Annotated in this window: 15 protein-coding genes; 7 read left to right on the top strand and 8 right to left on the bottom strand. The window is 64.3% G+C overall.

The window, feature by feature from the left end; translation table 11 throughout:
- Window positions 1-71: 71 nt before the first annotated feature.
- Window positions 72-605 (bottom strand): OmpA family protein, encoded by a 534-nt coding sequence (locus LB525_RS13735; RefSeq protein WP_224523530.1) that lies wholly within the window; start codon window positions 603-605, stop codon window positions 72-74.
- 260 nt (window positions 606-865) lie between these two features.
- On the opposite strand from LB525_RS13735, the gene LB525_RS13730 reads away from it, so the two are divergent.
- Window positions 866-1,426: a DUF6931 family protein gene (locus LB525_RS13730; protein WP_224545017.1), complete on the top strand. Its 561-nt coding sequence runs from the start codon at window positions 866-868 to the stop codon at window positions 1,424-1,426.
- Window positions 1,427-1,441: 15 nt separating this feature from the next.
- Here the strand turns inward: LB525_RS13730 and LB525_RS13725 are convergent, their stop codons facing one another.
- The 7 genes from LB525_RS13725 to LB525_RS13695 all read right to left on the bottom strand — a co-directional run bounded on the left by LB525_RS13725 (window position 1,442) and on the right by LB525_RS13695 (window position 12,052).
- On the bottom strand, window positions 1,442-2,602 hold the full coding sequence (locus LB525_RS13725) for a caspase domain-containing protein (RefSeq protein ID WP_224545016.1): 1,161 nt from the start codon (window positions 2,600-2,602) through the stop codon (window positions 1,442-1,444).
- Window positions 2,603-2,687: 85 nt separating this feature from the next.
- Window positions 2,688-3,779 carry an OmpA family protein gene (locus LB525_RS13720; RefSeq protein ID WP_224545015.1) on the bottom strand — a complete coding sequence of 364 codons (1,092 nt, stop codon included), beginning with the start codon at window positions 3,777-3,779 and terminating at the stop codon, window positions 2,688-2,690.
- A 423-nt stretch (window positions 3,780-4,202) separates the two neighbouring features.
- Complete coding sequence (locus LB525_RS13715) at window positions 4,203-6,752, bottom strand: caspase family protein (RefSeq protein ID WP_224545014.1); 2,550 nt, start codon at window positions 6,750-6,752, stop codon at window positions 4,203-4,205.
- 366 nt (window positions 6,753-7,118) lie between these two features.
- Window positions 7,119-8,219, bottom strand: coding sequence for an alcohol dehydrogenase family protein (locus LB525_RS13710; RefSeq protein WP_224545013.1), 1,101 nt, complete (start codon window positions 8,217-8,219; stop codon window positions 7,119-7,121).
- Window positions 8,220-8,241: 22 nt separating this feature from the next.
- On the bottom strand, window positions 8,242-9,621 hold the full coding sequence (locus LB525_RS13705) for an aspartate aminotransferase family protein (RefSeq protein WP_224545012.1): 1,380 nt from the start codon (window positions 9,619-9,621) through the stop codon (window positions 8,242-8,244).
- A 34-nt stretch (window positions 9,622-9,655) separates the two neighbouring features.
- Window positions 9,656-11,149: an NAD-dependent succinate-semialdehyde dehydrogenase gene (locus LB525_RS13700; protein WP_224545011.1), complete on the bottom strand. Its 1,494-nt coding sequence runs from the start codon at window positions 11,147-11,149 to the stop codon at window positions 9,656-9,658.
- A gap of 417 nt (window positions 11,150-11,566) precedes the next feature.
- Window positions 11,567-12,052 (bottom strand): Lrp/AsnC family transcriptional regulator, encoded by a 486-nt coding sequence (locus LB525_RS13695; protein WP_140844068.1) that lies wholly within the window; start codon window positions 12,050-12,052, stop codon window positions 11,567-11,569.
- Between the two features lie 82 nt (window positions 12,053-12,134).
- On the opposite strand from LB525_RS13695, the gene LB525_RS13690 reads away from it, so the two are divergent.
- The 6 genes from LB525_RS13690 (at window position 12,135) to eutA (ending at window position 17,711) form a co-directional block, all read left to right on the top strand.
- On the top strand, window positions 12,135-13,520 hold the full coding sequence (locus tag LB525_RS13690; RefSeq protein WP_224545010.1) for a PLP-dependent aminotransferase family protein: 1,386 nt from the start codon (window positions 12,135-12,137) through the stop codon (window positions 13,518-13,520).
- A gap of 136 nt (window positions 13,521-13,656) precedes the next feature.
- Entirely contained in the window at window positions 13,657-14,442 is a 786-nt protein-coding gene (ehuA, locus tag LB525_RS13685) for an ectoine/hydroxyectoine ABC transporter ATP-binding protein EhuA (RefSeq protein ID WP_140844064.1), read from the top strand.
- 94 nt (window positions 14,443-14,536) lie between these two features.
- Window positions 14,537-15,388 carry an ectoine/hydroxyectoine ABC transporter substrate-binding protein EhuB gene (gene ehuB, locus LB525_RS13680; protein ID WP_095765844.1) on the top strand — a complete coding sequence of 284 codons (852 nt, stop codon included), beginning with the start codon at window positions 14,537-14,539 and terminating at the stop codon, window positions 15,386-15,388.
- 205 nt (window positions 15,389-15,593) lie between these two features.
- Window positions 15,594-16,253, top strand: coding sequence for an ectoine/hydroxyectoine ABC transporter permease subunit EhuC (ehuC, locus tag LB525_RS13675; protein ID WP_095765846.1), 660 nt, complete (start codon window positions 15,594-15,596; stop codon window positions 16,251-16,253).
- Window positions 16,254-16,269: 16 nt separating this feature from the next.
- Window positions 16,270-16,929, top strand: a complete 660-nt coding sequence (ehuD, locus tag LB525_RS13670) for an ectoine/hydroxyectoine ABC transporter permease subunit EhuD (RefSeq protein ID WP_140844060.1) — start codon at window positions 16,270-16,272, stop codon at window positions 16,927-16,929.
- Between the two features lie 5 nt (window positions 16,930-16,934).
- Window positions 16,935-17,711: an ectoine utilization protein EutA gene (gene eutA, locus LB525_RS13665; protein WP_224545085.1), complete on the top strand. Its 777-nt coding sequence runs from the start codon at window positions 16,935-16,937 to the stop codon at window positions 17,709-17,711.
- Window positions 17,712-17,724: the final 13 nt, after the last annotated feature.

Raw genomic sequence — 17,724 nt, 5'->3', positions numbered from 1 at the left:
CCGAGACAAAGCCCGGCCGGTCGGCGGGCCGGCTGTCTCGCCATGAGCCGTTTGGAGACAGGGGCGGCCGCCTATTGCGTCCTGATCCGCATTTCCACCCGGCGGTTGACCGGATCGTAGGGATTGGCGACGCGCGGATGCGACTTGCCCAGGCCGATCGGCTCGAGGCGGGTAGATTGAACGCCGTTCGCCGTCAGGAAGGCCGCCACCGATTGCGCCCTTCGCTGCGACAGGTCCTGGTTGTAGCGATCCGTACCGGTCGCGTCGGTGTGGCCTTCGACGACGAAGCTGAACGTGCTCAGCCTATTGTCCTTCAGCGCCTTGGCGAACTCGTCCAGCTCCGTGCGGGCGGTCTGGTCGAGCTGGGCCGAATCCAGGGCGAAATTGATCATCATGTCGAGGCTGCCCTTTTGGGGCGCCTCGTTCTTGTCGGCTTTGCTCTTGCACTCTTCCTCGGTGCCGACGCAGATACCGCGCGACGCGCCAAGATTACCCTGGCCAGCGAAGAACTTCACGATGTCTTCCGATTTCTGTAGCGGATCGGCATAAACGTGCGTTGAAAAAAGCACGGTCGCCAATGCCAAGGCTGAGCTGCCCCACCGCATGACCGTCACTCCTGTTTGAGCGGGTTTCGCTGGCGCGCACCATATCAAATCTTGAAGCGATTGTCTGTGAACAAGCGCACGTTGCCGATGGCCGCCACCTGCTAAAAGCTAGAGCATGATGCCGAAAATATGAAGCGGTTTCGGGCGGCATCACGCTCTAGTTCTTTGATTTAGAGGCGGGTTCATCCGGCTCTAAGGCTTGACCGGCTCGCGGCTAAAGGCTTGAGTGGTTGTCAGCTGGCTCTCGGGGTTTGGCAGCCATGGCCAACGAACTCGGATACAGAACCGCAAGAGATCTCTTTCTTGCCTGTCCCGCGATCGCCCGGGACATGAAATCGCCGGCCGCCAATCAATCCCCGCTTGAGTTCTGCCGCGCCCTGCTCGCCGGGCGCGTGCCGGAGGAGGCTGTCACGTTCTGTGCCTATCTCCTGCCGGAACGCGCCGCGGTCTGGTGGGGGCATGAATGCCTGAGCCATCTCTCAGAACTCCTTGCCGATAGGGACCTCGAATTGCTGGCGCTGGTCAATGACTGGGTCGGCGAGCCTGGCAATCCCCGCTATCGAACGGCGCTGGGCGACGCCGTCGATCCGGCGCCGACGACGCCGGCTGCTTGGATCGCTCTGTCCGCGGCGTGGCGCGACCCGGCCTTCGATATGCTGTCGACTGGATTTCCCGCCGCCCACGCCGTCAACGCCGGAATCCTGGCGGGGCTGGCGCGCGTCTCGACCGCGGATCGTTTTGGCGTGCTTTCGGCCTTCGTCGATATGGGCATCCAGATCGTGGAGATGGAGGCGCAGCGGCAATCGGTCGACGCGTATTAGGTAACTCCAGGAAAATCATTTACAGCCGCCTTGCGCCCACCTGGCCAAAGCGACCTTGAAGCGCGTGCCGAGCGGATGCTGCAGGCGCAGCACGGAGACGTCGTTGGCAGCGAAATTCTTCGCCTGCTCGCAAAGGCGGGTCTCGTTCCACTCGTGGCAGCCGTCGCAGTGCTTGCCTTGCCAGACCGACTTGTCGAGGCCTTCGACCGGACTGAAAAGCGGTTTTCCCTTGATCAGTTGGGCTATGCTCTTGCCGTCGATCGCCGGGTCGCCAAACTTGACCGGGCGATCGAAAAAGATCGGCCCGTCCGTCGCCAGCTTCGGGATTCTTTCACGCAGCGCATTGAGCGCAAGCTGTTCGTCGGTCTGGCCGGACGCCGCGCCGGTGTTGCGCGTCCCGGAGCCCGCTTCGGCCTGCGGCGGGCCTGCCTCGCCGACGATCAGCGGCGCATTGAGATCGATCCTGTGCAGGACGACCTTGGTGGTCAGCGAGACGTTGATCCAGGGGCGCTGCTTGCCGGCAGTGGCCTTGAAGACATCGCTGGTCACCCTGTTCATCGCTTCGGTGATGGAGACGTTGGCTTCGCCGATATGCTGGAGCAGCGCCGTGGTGAACGGCGAGTGGTCGCCCGAACCGTCATAGGCGAGCTGGTTCGGACTTGCGGCGAAGGCGACAAGCGTGCCGGCGCCGCCATTCTCGATCGGAATTTCGGCGAGGCCGCTGCTAGCGCCCTTGATGCCGGCGGTCTTCGCCAGCACGTCGGCAAGCGGATTGTCGCGGCAAGCGTCCAGGAAAACCAGTCTTATGCTGGTCTCGCGCGACATCTGGCGCAGGACGAAATCGACAGAGACGGCCTCGAAATCGAGCGAGGTCTCGTCCTCGAGCGCGGCGTCGACCGGAAGCAGATAATTCTTGCCGGAGACCTGCAGGCCATGGCCGGCATAGAAGAAAAGCGCGATGTCGGCGCCCCGCACCTGCTTGGCAAACTGCGCGACCGTAGTCTGTGTCTGCTGCTTGGTGAGGTCGAAGCCGGAGACCACCTCGAAGTCGAGGTCCTTGAGCCGATCGGCCATGGCCTGCGCATCCCGCGCCGGATTGGCGAGCGGCGCCGCGTGCTGATATTGCGAGTTGCCGAGCACGAGCGCGACGCGCCGCTCGGCATTTGCGGCGGCCATCGTCAGAATCAGGGCAAGCGCCACAACTCCCGCGGCGCGAAGCAGGCCACCGCAAAAGGCGATCGGACCAGGACCCACCGTCACCTCAGTTGGTGAGCTTGCTGGCGGAGAATTCGATCCGCCGGTTGAGCGCCTTGTTCTTGGGCGTGTCGTTGGCGGCGACCGGCTTGTCCTCGCCATAACCGGCCGAGCTTATCTGGTTGCGCGGCACGCCGTCGGCGATAAGCGCATCGGCGACCGCCTGGGCGCGCCGCTCGGAGAGCGCCTTGTTCGCCTCGGGCGATCCGTCGGAATCGGTATAGCCGGACACTTCGACCTTGAGGGCCGGGCATTTGCCGACGACGCCCTCGACCTCCGCCAGCAGCGGGCGGCTCTTGGCGTCGAGCCTCGCGCTCGCCTGGCGGAAATAGATGGCGCCGGTGCGCGAGAGCACGGCAAACCGGTTGAGGCATTCCTCGTCGCTGAAATTGGCTTTCGCGGCATCGGTGGCGACGGGGCCGACCTCGGCGGTCGAGGCCGCAACGGTCTGCACGGCGGCCGGCTTGGCGCCTTCGGCGGTGAAGACGAAATCGAAGGACACCGACGCCGTGGGCACGATGTTGGTCACGTTGGCCGCCTGCTGCAATTTGTCGATGTTGGGCAGGAGGCCGAAATCCTCGACATGGACCGCGACGGGCGCTTCCGAAGCGACGGAAACCTGGGTGTCGCTGATCATGGTGACGACGACGCTTGCCTCGAGATCCTTGTCGACGCCATGCAGGCTGAGGCGGAACGGCAGTGTCGTCTTCACGCGGCGCTTGGTAGGCAAATCGGCGAACGCCGCCGGATCCACCTTCGCCGTCACTTCGGCCGTCGGATAGGTGAATGTCTCGAAAAACAGGAAACGCATGCGAACGTTGCGCAAGTCGACGCCCGTATCGACGGAATTGAGGTCGAAGCTGATCCTGGCGTCGCCGGCGGAACTCAGCGTGCCGGTGATGTTCCTGATCTTGTTGGTCTCGACGATCGTGTTCTTCTTGACCGACTGGTAGGTGAGCACCGAAGCGGAAGGATCGAGCGTCCAATTCGGCGCGGCGCTCGCAGCCTGCGATCCGAAGACCAGCAGCGCGGCAACGACCAAGCCAAATGCCGCGGCCTTGACTCGCATTTTTCGCCAGAATGCGACGACTTCGAACATGGAACGCCCCCGCCAGGACAACCCGATCTCGATACCGGCATGTGATCGGAGCATAGAGCACTTGCCCCGGCTTGGCGAGCGGTTACGCGGACTTGATAAACGACTCGGCCGCAGCTACCGAGTCCTCATCCCCAACCGCCTCCGCCGCCTCCGCCACTGCCCCCTCCCCCGCCTATCGGTGCAATGACAGGGGCGGTTTCGGTCTGAACGGGCTTGATCAGTTTCTTGGCGGTGACCTTCTTGCGCTCGACGACTTTTGGCGCGGTCGTCGTGCGAACAGCCTTCGTCCTGTGCTTCTCCGTCGGGGCCGGCTCGACCCTGGGCGTCACGGTCGTGCAGCCCGCGACTGCGAGAGCACCGGACAGGATTGTTGCGACGATTGCGTGTTTCGATGCCCAGCCCACAACATTGCCTCCTTGCTGATCAGAACAGGTCCCGTCGCGGATTGGCTTGTTCCCAGACCGCCCTGGCCGTCTTGACCAGTTGATCGTCCAACGAGCCGTCCGCCGAAATCTTGGATTTGAGTTCCGCACGCATGTGTTTCAGAGCCGCTGTCTTCGCCTTGGCTCCAAATTTCGCGAGCGTCGCCTTTGCGTCCGGAATCTCGTTGCGAAGATCGAGCGCGGCCGCGAAAGCAAGATAGCGCGCGGCCACCGCCTGGTCGGCCTTGTCGCCTCTTTGCATCTCCAGCGCCGCGCGATCATATGCGGCCGACTGATCGCCGCGATCGGTCGCCAGCTCGAACAGCCTTTGCGCCTCTGCCAGGTCCTGCTGCACGCCGACACCGTCCCTGTACATGCGTGCAAGGCTGCCGGGGGCATAGGGCTGGCCGAGATCCATCGACTTCTGGAACAGCGTGAGCGCGGTTTTGGGATCCTTCTCGACCCCCGTGCCGGAGAGATAATTGCGCCCAAGCAGGTTCATCGAATACATGTCCTGCCGCTCGACGCCGGCCTTGAGGAAGGCCACGGCGCGAGCCGGATCGGCCGGCACGCCGTTGCGGCCTTCGGTGAAGATCGCCGCAAGGTCGTTCATCGCATAGGTATGGCCCATCGCCGCCGCCTTGAGCAGCAGGTCCAGCCCCTTGCCGGTATCGCGGTCGACGCCGTAACCGTTGAACAAGGCGCGGCCCCATGAAGTCATTCCATAGGGATCGCCTTTGTCGGACGCCGCGGCATAGAAAGCGTTGGCCTGCTTGCGGTTGGCGGGCATACCCGTGCCGGTCGCGTTGAGGTAGCCCAGCTCGAATACAGCGCGGACATGTCCCTGGTCAGCGGCTTCCTTGATCGCCTTCTTGGCCTCCTCGACCTTGCCGGCGGCGAGCAGCGCGCGGCCGAGTTCATAGTGGAAGCGGGCGACATCGGGATAGGCCTTCACGGCCGCCCGGCAGGCCTCCACCGCGCCTTCGCCGATCTCGTTCGGCAACAGGCCGGGAACGACGCCCTGCAGGTCCAAGGGTTCGCCTGCCTGCGTGTCGCACGGGTCGACACTCGGCGAAAGCTTCATCGTCGCCGGCTTCGACGATGTGTTGTCAGCTCTGATTTCGACGCCGACTATCAATGGCTTGACCGCGCCTATCTGCGGTTCGTAGCGCAGTTTATCGACCTCGTCGGCCATCAGGCTCGATTGCGGCGATAGGGTCCGATCCGGCAGGGACAGCGTCCCGGTTGCCGGATAGCTCGCAAGCTTCACGCTTACGGCCGGATCGTTGGTCGGGAAATCCAGCTTCAGCGGCACCGGGCCGACACCGACCGGAATCTTGACGTCGCGGTTCTCGATCGCCTCGGCGGCGCCGGCGATGTGGATGCCGCGCTCCACCACCTGCTGCTTCTGTTTCGACTCGAGCGAGGCGACAAGCTGCTTGCCCGCGGCACCCTCGCCATTCTTGACCCGGAACACCAGTATGCCCTGCGATCCGCCGCCCCATTCGTCATGCGCGGCATAGGCCAGCATATCGACCTGGTCCTCGGCGTCGGCGCCCTTCGGCACATCCATCGCGAGCCGCGGCAGATCCTTGCCCTCTATCGGCTCGCCCGTCGCGACCGGCTTGCCGTCCAGGATCAGACGCCCCAGCGCCGGCGGCCTTTCGATGCTGATGGTGACCGAGCCGCCATCGACATCGACTGGCACCGGCAGGTCGAGCGCGACCGGACCGACGCCCGACGGTACGGTCTTTTCCAGCACCGGCGGCAAAGCCGGCCGGCTGGCGCGGCGCATCAGCACCACCTCGTCGATCAGCGAGGAATTTTCCCAGGGAACCTGCGCGCCCTTGGTGGCCTCGACCACATCGCGGCGGACGGCCGCCATGACCGAGCGTATCTCCTGGTTCGGCGCCAGCGCGCGGCGCGAGAAGGCGGATGAAAACGGGCTGAGATCGCCGGACCCGTCATAGGCGACGGCGCCGGGTTCCGTGGCGAAGGCGATCAGCGTGTTCAGCGAGCTTTTCACCTGCGCGAGGCCGGTGCCGCCGGCCGCGATCAACTGGTCGCGCAGCCAGTAATCCTTGCGCGGGAACGGGTTGTTGCGGCAGGCATCGAGGATGATCACCTGGATCTTCGATTTGGCGCGCAACTGTTGCAGGACGTCGTCGAGCTTGACCGCCTGGACCTCGATGTCGGCCGCATCCTTGAGCGACGCGTCGACCGGGATCAGGAAATTCTCGCCGCCGATCTGAAAGCCGTGGCCGGAATAGTAGACGACCGCCAGATCGGCGCCGTCCGCCGCCGCGAGATAATTGCGAAATTCCTTCTCGAACTGGAGCTTGGTGAGATCCTTGGCGACGAACACATCGAAGCCGGCCAGCCGGAACGTGCTCGACACGTCGTCGGCGTCCTTGTCCGGATTCTTCAGCGCCGGGATTTCGCGATATTCGGAATTGCCGATGACAAGCGCAACCCTTCGATCGGCGTGCGCCTGCACCGTCGCGAGGCCCACGAGGATCAAGGCTGCAATCAGCGCGCAGCATCGCAGCATGGTAAAATCCCTAACTGCTATCACCCGTCGGCCACAAGAACGCAGCTTGCGGCATCGCGGTCTGTTAAAGACTTCACAATCTGCCAAGACGGCAAGGAACGCGCCTGCGATGGCAAGGCAGATCGCGCATTCAACTAACTGCTAAAATAACCCAGAGACCTCGGCGCCGCAATGACCTGGGTAAGCGCGTCGCCGTCTGTCGATGCAGGATCGCCATCGGCGAGCCACGCCTCCGCGCGGCGCTGCGTGTCTGTGACGCCGCAGCGTTTCATGGGAACGGCGAAAGCGTCCTATCTCTTTGCTTTACGCAATTCCGGACGGAAGGCTACGGCGAACCGCCGACCCCGAGCCGGCCTCTTTCCTGGGTCAGGCGCCGCTCCACATAGCGTCCGGCACCACCACCAGCTTGCCGACGAAGTCCTTGCCCATGAAGTCGGTCTGGGCGCGGTGGAAATCCGACAGTTTGTAGACGCCGCCGACCAGCGGCTTGATCTTCTTTTCCTCGATGTAGCGCACGATGCGGCGGAAGTCCGCGCGCGTGCCTTGGCTCGAGCCGTGGAGTTGGAGCTGCTTCAGATACATGGTGCGGAGGTCCAACTGCACGACCGGGCCGGCAATGGCGCCGGCCGTGGTGTAGCGACCTTCGGGCCGCAGGATGCGTAGGAGATCGTTGAAGATGGCGCCGCCGACGAGGTCGGCCACCACATCGATGGGCTGGCCATTCGTCGCTTCGTTGACGGCGGTGAGCAGGTCGGCCACGCCGCGCGTGATCACCTTCTCGGCGCCGATGTCGAGCACGGCCTGTTCCTTGCCCTTGCCGACGACGGCATAGGGGATCGCGCCCCGCGCCCTCGCCAATTGCACGATGCCGGAGCCGACACCGCCGGAGGCGCCGGTGACCAGCACACGCTCGCCAGCTTTTAGCGCCGCCCGCTCCAGCATCTGCTCGCCGGTGAGATAGGCGCAGCAGAAGGTGGCTAGCTCGACATCGCTCAGATCGGTGTCGACGACATGCGCGTTCTCGGCCGGCAGCGCCTGGTATTCGGCATAACCGCCGTCGCGGCCGTGGCCCATATAGTCGATGTCGGCCAGCGAATCGTCGTCGCGATTATAGATCGAGAAATCGACCATGACGCGCTCGCCGATGCGCTCCGCGGACACGCCGTCGCCGACGGCGACGATCGTGCCAACAGTGTCGGTGCCCTGGATGCGCGGGAAGGTCAGAGTGTTGCCTTGCCGGCGCCACGTCGACACCGCCTCGGCATCTTCCTCCGTGCCATAGGCGCCCTGGCGCACCCAGACATCGGTGTTGTTCATGCCGCAGGCGCTGACCTTGACGAGCACCTCGCAGGCGGCAGGTGCCGGCACCTTCACATCCGTGCGATAGACGAGCTTCTCAAGGCCGCCATGACCCGTAAGCTGCACGGCGGCCATGGTGGCGGGAAGAGTTCTGGTCATGGCATTCATGTCGCTTCTCGGATGTCACTTCTCAGATGCTGGCCAATACGCTGTTCACCGCGTCGGCGGTCTTGGCGACGACGATGTCGGCTTCCTCGCGCGTCAGGCAGAGCGGCGGCGCGAAACCGAGGATATCGCCCTGCGGCATGGCGCGGCCGATGACGCCGCTTGCCGCTAGCGCGGTGGCGATCTGCGGCCCCACTTTAAGCGCCGGATCGAAGAAGACGCGGTCGTCGCGGTCCTTGACGAACTCGATGGCGGCCAGCATGCCGTCGCCGCGAACCTCGCCGACATTCCTGTGTCCGCCGACGGCCTTGGCCAACTCTGCGCGGAAGTAAGCGCCGGTCTCGCCGGCGTTCCGCACAAGGTCCATCTCGTCGATCAGTTCGAGATTGGCGACACCGGCGGCAACGCAGATCGGGTGCGCCGAATAGGTCCAGCCATGGCCGAGCGAGCCGAGCTTGTCGGAGCCCTTGACCAGCACCTGCCAGACTTTGTCGGCGACGATGACGCCGGAAAGCGGCGCATAGGCCGATGTCAGGCCCTTGGCGATGGTGATCAGGTCAGGCTTGATGCCGTAATGGTCGGAGCCGAACATGGTGCCGAGTCGACCAAAGCCGGTCACCACCTCGTCGGCGACGAGCAGCACGTCGTATTTGTTGAGCACGGCCTGGATCTTTGCCCAATATCCGGCCGGCGGCGGAACGATCCCGCCGGTGCCGAGGATCGGCTCGCCGATGAAGGCTGCGACCGTGTCAGGGCCCTCGGCAAGGATCATCTCTTCCAGCTTGTCGGCGCAATGCTGCGAGAACTGCTCCTCGCTCATCGAGCGGTCGGCGCGGCGGAAATAGTACGGTGCTTCGGTATGCAGGATCGGCGCGCGCGGCAGATCGAAGGCGTTGTGGAACAGCTCGAGCCCGGTAAGCGAACCGGTCATGACACCCGAGCCGTGATAGCCGCGCCAGCGCGAGATGATCTTCTTCTTCTCCGGCCGGCCGAGAACGTTGTTGTAATACCAGATCAGCTTGATGTTGGTCTCGTTGGCATCCGAGCCGGAGAGACCGAAATAGACTCGGCTCATGCCCTTCGGCGCGCGGTCGATGATCATCTTGGAGAGCCGGATCGAGGCCTCGGTGCCATGCCCGACATAGGCGTGGTAGTAGGCGAGGTTCTTCGCCTGCTCGGCGATGGCATCGGCGATCTTCTGGCGGCCGTAACCGACATTGACGCAATAGAGGCCGGCGAAGGCATCGATGCTCTTCTTGCCGGTGTTGTCCCAGACGGTGACGCCTTCGCCGCCGGCCATGATGCGGGCCGGCGATTCACCGCGCGCGTGCGTGCCCATATGCGTCGAGGGATGGAAGAAGTGGTCGCGATCCCAAGCGGAGAGTTCGTTGGACTGTTCGAGCATTTTTGACTCCTGACGAGAATGAGGCCCGCGTAGCTTAGGCTACGTCGAGGCAAAGGTATTTGAGGTCTGTAAAAGCTTCGAGGCCGTGGCGAGAGCCTTCGCGGCCGATACCTGATTGCTTGACGCCGCCGAAAGGGATCGGCGCGCCGGTGATCTTGACCCGGTTTATGGCGACCATGCCGTACTCCAAGGCGCGGCCCATGCGCGCCTGGCGCGCGCCGTTTTCGGTGACGACATAGGCGACCAGGCCGTATTCCGTGGCATTGGCGCGGGCGACGACTTCCGCCTCGTCGTCGAATGGCGTCACAGCCGCGACAGGGCCGAAGGTTTCTTCGCGCATGATCAGCGCTTCGTCCGGCACATCGGCGAGCAGCGTCGGCTGGTAGAACAGCGGCCCGGCCGCGTGACGCTTACCGCCGGCCAGGCAGCGCGCGCCGTGGGTGAGCGCATCGGCGACTTGCTCCTCGACCTTCTTGACCGCGCGCTCATGCATCAGCGGTCCGATATCGGCGTCTGCCGATAGACCGTTGTCGGTGCGGAGTTGCTCGATGCGGCGGGCGAAAGCGGCGCAGAAGCGATCATAGATCGGCCGCTGCACATAGATGCGATTGGCGGCGAGGCAATCCTGGCCGGAGGTGGCGAATTTGGCATCGAGGGCGATCGCCACGGCCTTATCGATGTCGGCGTCGTCGAAGACGATCAGCGGCGCGTGGCCGCCGAGTTCCATCACCAGTCGTTTCATCGTCGCAGCGCTCTGCGCGGCGATCAGCCGGCCGACCTCGGTCGAGCCGGTGAAGCTCATGGCGCGGACCCGCGCATCGGCGCACATCGCGCCGACAATCGTGCGCGCATCGCCGGTGACGACGTTGAAGACGCCTGCCGGCAGCCCGGCACGCTCGCCGAGTTCCGCCAGCGCCAGGGCCGACAGCGGGGTCTCCGAGGACGGATGCGCCACAACCGTGCAGCCGGCGGCGAGCGCCGCGGCCGCCTTGCGGGTGAGCATGGCCGACGGAAAATTCCAGGGCGTGACGACCCCGACGACTCCGAGCGGCTCGCGGCGCACCGACATCTCGGCATTCGGCAGATGGCTGGTGACGCTTTCGGCGTTGAGGCGTTTCGCTTCCTCGGCATACCACTCGACGAAGGAAGCGGCGTAGTCGATCTCGCCCAGCGATTCCTTCAGCGGCTTGCCTTGTTCCAGCGTCATCAGCAGCGCCAGATCCTCCTTGGCGGCGATGATCAGATCGAACCATTTTCGCAGGATTTTCGAGCGTTCCTGCGGCAGCGCCGAGCGCCAGGCGGAAAACGCGCGTGACGCGGCATTGATCGCCTTTGTCGTCTGGGCAGCATCGAGCGCGGCGACAAAGGCGACGGTAGCGCCGGTGGCCGGATCGGTAACCTCAAAACTTGCCGCCGCTTCGCTCGCCGTCCAGTGACCGTCGACATAGGCGAGCGCGCGCAGCAGCCGGCGATCGGCGAGGCGGTCGAGCGCGTCATGGTGGTTGGTACGGGCAAAATGTGCGGACATCAGTCGGGTCTCCCGGTGCCGAGGCGATATGGAGAGACTAGTCGTGCAATCGGGACAAAGAGGCTGTTTCGGCGGTCCGATGTAGAGAGATTGTCTCTATTTGTCCGGGAGAGCAGGTCAATCTCTCTAGCTTACCAGCCGCCGGATGCCACCAAACGGTGAAATTGGCCGAGCCTCCACAACTTCGTCATCCACGGGCGGAGCGGAAGCGAAGCGGACGCGTAGACCCGAGGATCCATTCCGTGACCTTGATCGAAGGCGCAGCGGAGCAGAATTCTGCACCGTTGCAACGCCTTGGCGTTACGGAATGGATCCTCGGGTCTGCGCCGCGTCGCTTCGCTCCTTGCTCCGCCCGTGGATGACGAAGTGACGGACGTTTCGGCTAATCTCCACGCTGATCGTGAGACCGACTCACCCTTATTCCGGCAGCAGATCGGCCACCGGCAGCACGGTCTCGTCCTTGACCGTCTTGGTGACGATGTAGGTGAAGTAGCGGTCGATGCCGATCTCGCGCTCAAGCAGGCCGTCGACCAGCCGCTGATAGGCGTCGATGTCGCGCGCCATCACTTTCAGCACGTAGTCGACGCCGCCGCCCACCGACCAGCAGGCGACGATCTCCGGGATATCGCGCACGACCCGCTCGAAGCGGTCGAAGTCAGCCTGGCGATGATTGGCCAGGGTGACCTCCATCAGCACCGTCGCCACCGGCGCGATGACACGCATGGCGATCGCGGCGTGATAGCCGGAGACGATGCCGGCCTTCTCCAGCTTGCGCAGCCGCATCCAGCACGGCGTTGGCGACAGGCCGACCTTCTCGGCCAGCGCGAGCTTGGTGATACGCCCGTCGCGCTGGATGGCATCGAGAATCCTGAGGTCGATCGGGTCGAGTTTCGCTGCCGCCATGCGGGTCCGCCTTTCGTTGCGGACACCATGACGATGCATTATTTCGATTGTCAATTGCACTGATTTCGATCTCTAATAAGTCATGACATTTTGGCAGCCAGATCCTGCTCTCATCCGCCGGCCGGCCTATCTCTCGCTGGCCGACCAGTTCGCGCGCGCCATCCATGACGGGCGGCTGGCCAACGGCACGCGGCTGCCGACGCATCGCCGGCTGGCGGACGATCTGAAGCTTTCGGTGCAAACCGTCAGCCGCGCCTATGAGGAGTTGATCCGCCGGGGACTGATTTCCGGCGAGGTCGGCCGCGGCAGCTTCGTGCAGACGCAGCGTCGCGAGCCCGAGCCGCCCTACATCCCGGAACGGCTGGGCGAGGTCATCGACCTCTCGATCCTGAAGCCGGTCTGCGAGCCGATGCATCTGGAGAAACTGAAGCAGGCGCTGGGGTGGCTGGCCGAGAACCTGCCGTCGAGCTCGGCGCTATCGTTCCGGCCGAACATGGTTTTCCCGCGCCACCGGGCGGTCGCGGTCGAGTGGCTGAAACTTTGCGGCCTCGAAGCGTCGCCGCAGAATATCAGCCTGACCAACGGAGCCACCGCCGGCATGACGGTGGCGCTGATGAGCGTCGCGCCGCCGGGCTCGACGGTCGCTACCGAGGCGATCGGCCACCACACGCTGATCCCGCTTGCCCGCTATCTCGGCTTCAATCTCGAGGGCCTGCCGATCGATGGCAATGGGCTGGTCCCCGAAGCGCTCGACGAGGCCTGCCGCCTCTCGGACATTCGCGCTGTGTTCGTGCAGCCGTCGGTGATCAACCCGACGGCGACGCTGATGGACGCCACAAGGCGCGAGCAGATCGCGGCGGTCGCGCGCAAGCATGACATTGCCATCATCGAGAACGACGTGCTCGGGCCGCTGGTTGAAGGCAGGCCGCCGGCGGTTGCCGCCTTCGCGCCGGAACGGACGCTCTACGTCACCTCCTTCACCAAAATCGTCGTGCCAGGCCTGCGCATCGGCTATCTCGCGGTACCGGACCGCTATGTCGCGGCCGTCGCCAACCGCCACCTAGTCTCGAACTGGATGGCGACGCCGATGGTTGCAGAGATCGCCACGCGCTGGGTGACCGACGGCACAGCGATGGAACTGGTCAACTGGCAGCGTGGCGCGCTGAGGCGCCGGCAGGAGATCGCCGCGGAAGTGCTCACGGGTGTCGACTATCGCTGTCATCGCGACGGGCTGCATCTGTGGCTCGAGCTGCCGGGCGACCGGGCCGAGGAGAGCTTTGTCGCGCCGGCGCGCCGGCGCGGGGTGGCGATCGCGCCAGGCACCTCGTTCCGCATCGCCGACACGCCCTGGCATCCGGCCGTGCGCATCTCGCTCGGATCGACCACCGAGGGGGAACTGCGGGCGGGCCTGAGCGTTGTCGCCAAACTGCTGCTCGGCGATCCGGAGCATCTCCTGCTCGCCATCTGATGCACAAAGGAAGCTCAGATTGCCCTGAAATTGTGCCGCGCCGGAAATATTGTCATGATATTATTTTCCCAATTGACATGATTTGGCACGTTTCGCATCGTTAAGGGCATAGGCTTCTCCAGAACGGGGGAATGGATTGCCCGCGCCCATCATCAAGGTTGATGCGATTTCGAAGAGCTTCGGCGCCTTCAAGGTGCTGGACGGCCTGTCGATGCAGGTCATGCCTGGCGAGAAGCTGGCGCTGATCGGCCCGTCCGGTTCCGGCAAGACGACGATCCTGCGCATCCTGATGACGCTGGAGAAGATCGACGGCGGCCATATTCAGGTCGACGGCGAGCAGCTCTACCACATGGAGCGCAACGGCCAGCTGCTGCCGGCCGACGAGCGGCACCTGGCCAGGATGCGCCAGAAGATCGGAATGGTCTTTCAGCTGTTCAATCTCTTCCCGCACAAATGCGTCATGGACAATGTGACCCTGGCGCCGATGCTGACCAAGGGCGTCGCGCGCGCCGCCGCCGAGAAGCGGGCGATGGAACTGCTCGACATGGTCGGGCTTGCGGACAAGGCGAAGGCGATGCCGGCGCAGCTCTCCGGCGGCCAGAAGCAGCGCGTGGCGATCGCCCGGGCGCTGGCACTGTCGCCCAAGATCATGCTGTTCGATGAGGTGACCTCGGCGCTCGACCCCGAGCTCGTCGAGGAAGTGCTCAACGTCATGCGCAAGCTCGCCGCCGAGACCGACATGACGATGCTTCTGGTCACCCATGAGATGGGCTTCGCCCACGACTTCGCCGACCGCGTGCTGTTCTTCGACCGCGGCAGGATCGTCGAGGAAGGCAAGCCCGATGAGATTTTCCGCCATCCCAAACAGGAAAGAACGCAGAGCTTCCTGAAGAAGATCATCGCGGCCGGACATCGCGTCTGACCGCAATGCGAGCGGGCGGCGCAAGCCGTCCACGGGTGGCCAAAGGCCGTCCCGAACCAGGCAAACCAAGAAGACAAACAAGGAGTTGGGAACAATGAAGAAACTTGGCATTCTGGCTGGCGTCGCCGGCCTCGCGATCACCGCGATGCTGCTCGCCCCCGGCGCGCGGTCGGCGGATGACGCCAAGCTGGAGCAGCTCAAGCAGCAAGGCTTCGCCCGCGTCGCCATCGCCAACGAGCCGCCCTATACGGCGGTCGCGGCCGACGGCAAGGTATCGGGCGCGGCACCCGACGTGGCGCGCGAGATCTTCAAGCGTCTCGGCGTCAACGACATCGTCGCTTCCATCTCCGAATACGGCGCCATGATCCCCGGCCTGCAGGCCGGCCGCTTCGACGTCGTCACCGCCGGCCTGTTCATGAAGCCGGAGCGTTGCGCGGCGGTCGCCTATTCCGAGCCGGTGCTTTGCGATGCCGAAGCGATGCTGGTGAAGAAGGGCAATCCGAAGGGCTTCAAGAGCTACGAGGACATCGCCAAGGACAGCTCCGCCACGGTCGGCGCGCCGGGCGGCGGCACCGAGGAGAAGCTGGCGCTCACTGCCGGCGTGCCGCGCGATCGCGTCATCGTCGTGCCGGACGGCCAGAGCGGCCTGAAGATGGTGCAGGACGGCCGTATCGACGCCTATTCGTTGCCTGTGCTCTCGATCAACGACCTGATGAAGAAGGCCAACGACCCGAACCTCGAAGTGATCGCGCCGGTGCAGGGCGCGCCGGTCTATTGCGATGGCGCGGCCTTCAAGAAAGGCGACGAGGCACTGCGCGACGCCTATGACGTCGAGCTCGCCAAGATGAAGAAGTCCGGCGAGTTCGCCAAGATCATCGAGCCCTACGGCTTCTCCGCCAAGGCGGCGATGTCGACGACGCGCGAGAAGCTCTGCGCGGCGAAATAATGCTCTTTGCGTTCTCCCTGCTTGCGGGGAGAAGGTGGCTCGAAGAGCCGGATGAGGGGCAGCGCCAAGTTCTGTAAGGCTGGTTCCGCCCCTCATCTGCCTGCCCATCCTACGCAGCAGCTGCGCTGCAGCTACGGAGGGTAACCGGCATCTCTCTGTCGATGGGAGGCGCCAAGCACATCAATGTTGGGAAACTGCTAGTTTTATGACCCAGTGGTCCGGCTATCTCGGCCTGATATTGCAGGGAGCTCTTGTCACCATCGAGCTGACGCTGATGGGGTCGGTGCTTGCGCTGATCATGGCCTTCCTGGCTGGCATGGGGCGCGTGTCGCGCTTCTTCATCATCCGCGCGTTGGCGACGACGTACATCGAATTCTTCCGCGGCACCTCGATCTTCGTGCAGTTGTTCTGGGCCTATTTCGTGCTACCTTTCGCCGGCCTGTCGCTGACGCCGCTGCAGGCAGGCGTGCTGGCGCTGGGCTTGAATGTCGGCGCCTATGCGGCGGAAGTCGTGCGCGGCGCCATCCTGTCGGTCGGCCGCGAGCAATACGAGGCCTGCACGGCGCTCAATCTCGGCCGCTGGCAAGGCATGCGCCATGTGATCCTGCCGCAGGCGCTGCTGGTCATGCTGCCGACCTTCGGCAACAACGCGATCGAGCTGCTCAAGGCAACCTCGGTCGTCTCGCTTATCTCGCTCGCCGACCTGACTTTCCAGGCGCAGGTGGTGCGCTCGCAGACCGGCAGCACGCTGATGCCCTTCCTCTCCGTTCTCGTCATCTATTTCGCGCTGGCGCTGATTATCTCCTGGGGCATTCGCACGCTGGAGCGCCGCATGGCGCGCGGCCTCGACGGAGTGCGCGTCTGATGGAATGGGCCAAATAATGGACTGGGATTGGAACTTCGTCTGGGAGATCATGCCGACCCTTATCCAGGGGGTGAAGATCACCATCCTGGCGACGGTGCTCGGCTCGGTCCTGGCGGCGATCGTGGGGCTTGGGATCGCGCTGGCGCGGCGCTCGGAGAACCGCATCGTCGCGCGCAGCGTCGGCTGGTTCGCCGAGTTCATCCGCGGCACGCCGCTCCTGGTGCAGCTCTATTTCATCTTCTACGTGCTGCCCGACATCGGCATCCTGCTGCCGCCGCTGGTGGCGGGCATCATCGGGCTCGGCCTGCATTACGGCACCTACACGGCCGAGGTTTACCGCGCCGGCATCGACAATGTGCCGCGCGGCCAGTGGGAAGCTGCCAAGGCCTGCAATCTGGGCGGCCGCCACACCTGGACGCATATCATCCTGCCGCAGGCGATCCCGCCGATGATCCCGGCGTTGGCCAACTATTTCATCGCCATGTTCAAGGAGACGCCGCTGCTGTCGGCGATCACCGTGCTGGAACTGATGAACCAAGCCAAGAGCGTCGCCAACACCTATTACCGCTACATCGAGCCGATGACGCTGGTCGGCGCCTTCTTTCTCGTCATCAGCCTCTGCTCCGTCGTGCTGTTGCGCTGGCTGGAGCATCGCTACGGCAGGATCGAAAGATGAAAGTCATGAACGCATTGCCCGAGATCCGCCTCGAAACGGCGCGTCCCACTTTGGACTCGCGTCCGCTGGAAAAGCGCGTCGGCCTGATTGCGCTTGCGACCGATCACACCAGCGAAGTGGATTTCCGCCGCATGGTGGCGAGCGAGCGGATCGGCGTCTATGTTGCGCGCATCCCCTACGCCAATCCGACGACGCCGGAAAACCTGCGCAAGATGCAGCCGTCGCTTTCGGCGGGCGCGGCGCTCATCCTGCCGGACGAGCCGCTCGATGCGATATGCTACTCGTGCACCTCTGCGTCGGTGGTGATCGGCGACGCTGAGATCGAGCAGGCGATCCATGCAGCCAAGCCCGGCGTGCCCGTCGTCACCCCGCCAATGGCCGGTGTGCGCGGCCTGAACGCGTTCGGGGTGAGGCGCGTCAGCATCCTGACTCCCTATACCGTCGAGACCAGCCGGCCGATGGCCGCCTATTTCGCGGCGCACGGCTTCGATATCCAGAGCTTCACCTGCCTGGGCTTCGAGGACGACCGCGAGATGGCGCGCATCGCGCCGACGTCCCTGGTCGAGCTGGCGCGCAAGATCATCTATCCGCAGGCCGATGCGCTGTTCGTCTCATGCACCGCGCTGCGCGCCGCGCTCGCGGTTCCAGCTATGGAAGAGGCGATCGGACGTCCGGTCGTCACCAGCAACCAGGCCAGCGCCTGGAACTGCCTGCGGCTTTGCGGCGACGAGAGGCCCCGGCCCGAGTTCGGCCGGCTATGGACGAAGCCGCTGGCCCAGTGAACGAGTGCCCGTG

This window comes from Mesorhizobium sp. CA16 (assembly GCF_020165175.1).
Lineage (GTDB): Bacteria > Pseudomonadota > Alphaproteobacteria > Rhizobiales > Rhizobiaceae > Mesorhizobium.
The sequence above is the reverse complement of the archived record's forward strand: the minus strand, read 5'-3'. Positions and strand labels throughout refer to the sequence as shown.

Coding starts and splice junctions, on each gene's coding strand:
- LB525_RS13710 (WP_224545013.1), bottom strand. CDS start 8,219: ATGAATGCCATGACCAGAACTCTTCCCGCCACCATGGCCGCCGTGCAG.
- eutA (WP_224545085.1), top strand. CDS start 16,935: ATGAACGCATTGCCCGAGATCCGCCTCGAAACGGCGCGTCCCACTTTG.
- LB525_RS13715 (WP_224545014.1), bottom strand. CDS start 6,752: ATGCTGCGATGCTGCGCGCTGATTGCAGCCTTGATCCTCGTGGGCCTC.
- LB525_RS13690 (WP_224545010.1), top strand. CDS start 12,135: ATGACATTTTGGCAGCCAGATCCTGCTCTCATCCGCCGGCCGGCCTAT.
- ehuB (WP_095765844.1), top strand. CDS start 14,537: ATGAAGAAACTTGGCATTCTGGCTGGCGTCGCCGGCCTCGCGATCACC.
- LB525_RS13705 (WP_224545012.1), bottom strand. CDS start 9,621: ATGCTCGAACAGTCCAACGAACTCTCCGCTTGGGATCGCGACCACTTC.
- LB525_RS13735 (WP_224523530.1), bottom strand. CDS start 605: ATGCGGTGGGGCAGCTCAGCCTTGGCATTGGCGACCGTGCTTTTTTCA.
- ehuC (WP_095765846.1), top strand. CDS start 15,594: ATGACCCAGTGGTCCGGCTATCTCGGCCTGATATTGCAGGGAGCTCTT.
- LB525_RS13720 (WP_224545015.1), bottom strand. CDS start 3,779: ATGTTCGAAGTCGTCGCATTCTGGCGAAAAATGCGAGTCAAGGCCGCG.
- LB525_RS13700 (WP_224545011.1), bottom strand. CDS start 11,149: ATGTCCGCACATTTTGCCCGTACCAACCACCATGACGCGCTCGACCGC.
- ehuD (WP_140844060.1), top strand. CDS start 16,270: ATGGACTGGGATTGGAACTTCGTCTGGGAGATCATGCCGACCCTTATC.
- LB525_RS13725 (WP_224545016.1), bottom strand. CDS start 2,602: ATGGCCGCCGCAAATGCCGAGCGGCGCGTCGCGCTCGTGCTCGGCAAC.
- LB525_RS13730 (WP_224545017.1), top strand. CDS start 866: ATGGCCAACGAACTCGGATACAGAACCGCAAGAGATCTCTTTCTTGCC.
- LB525_RS13695 (WP_140844068.1), bottom strand. CDS start 12,052: ATGGCGGCAGCGAAACTCGACCCGATCGACCTCAGGATTCTCGATGCC.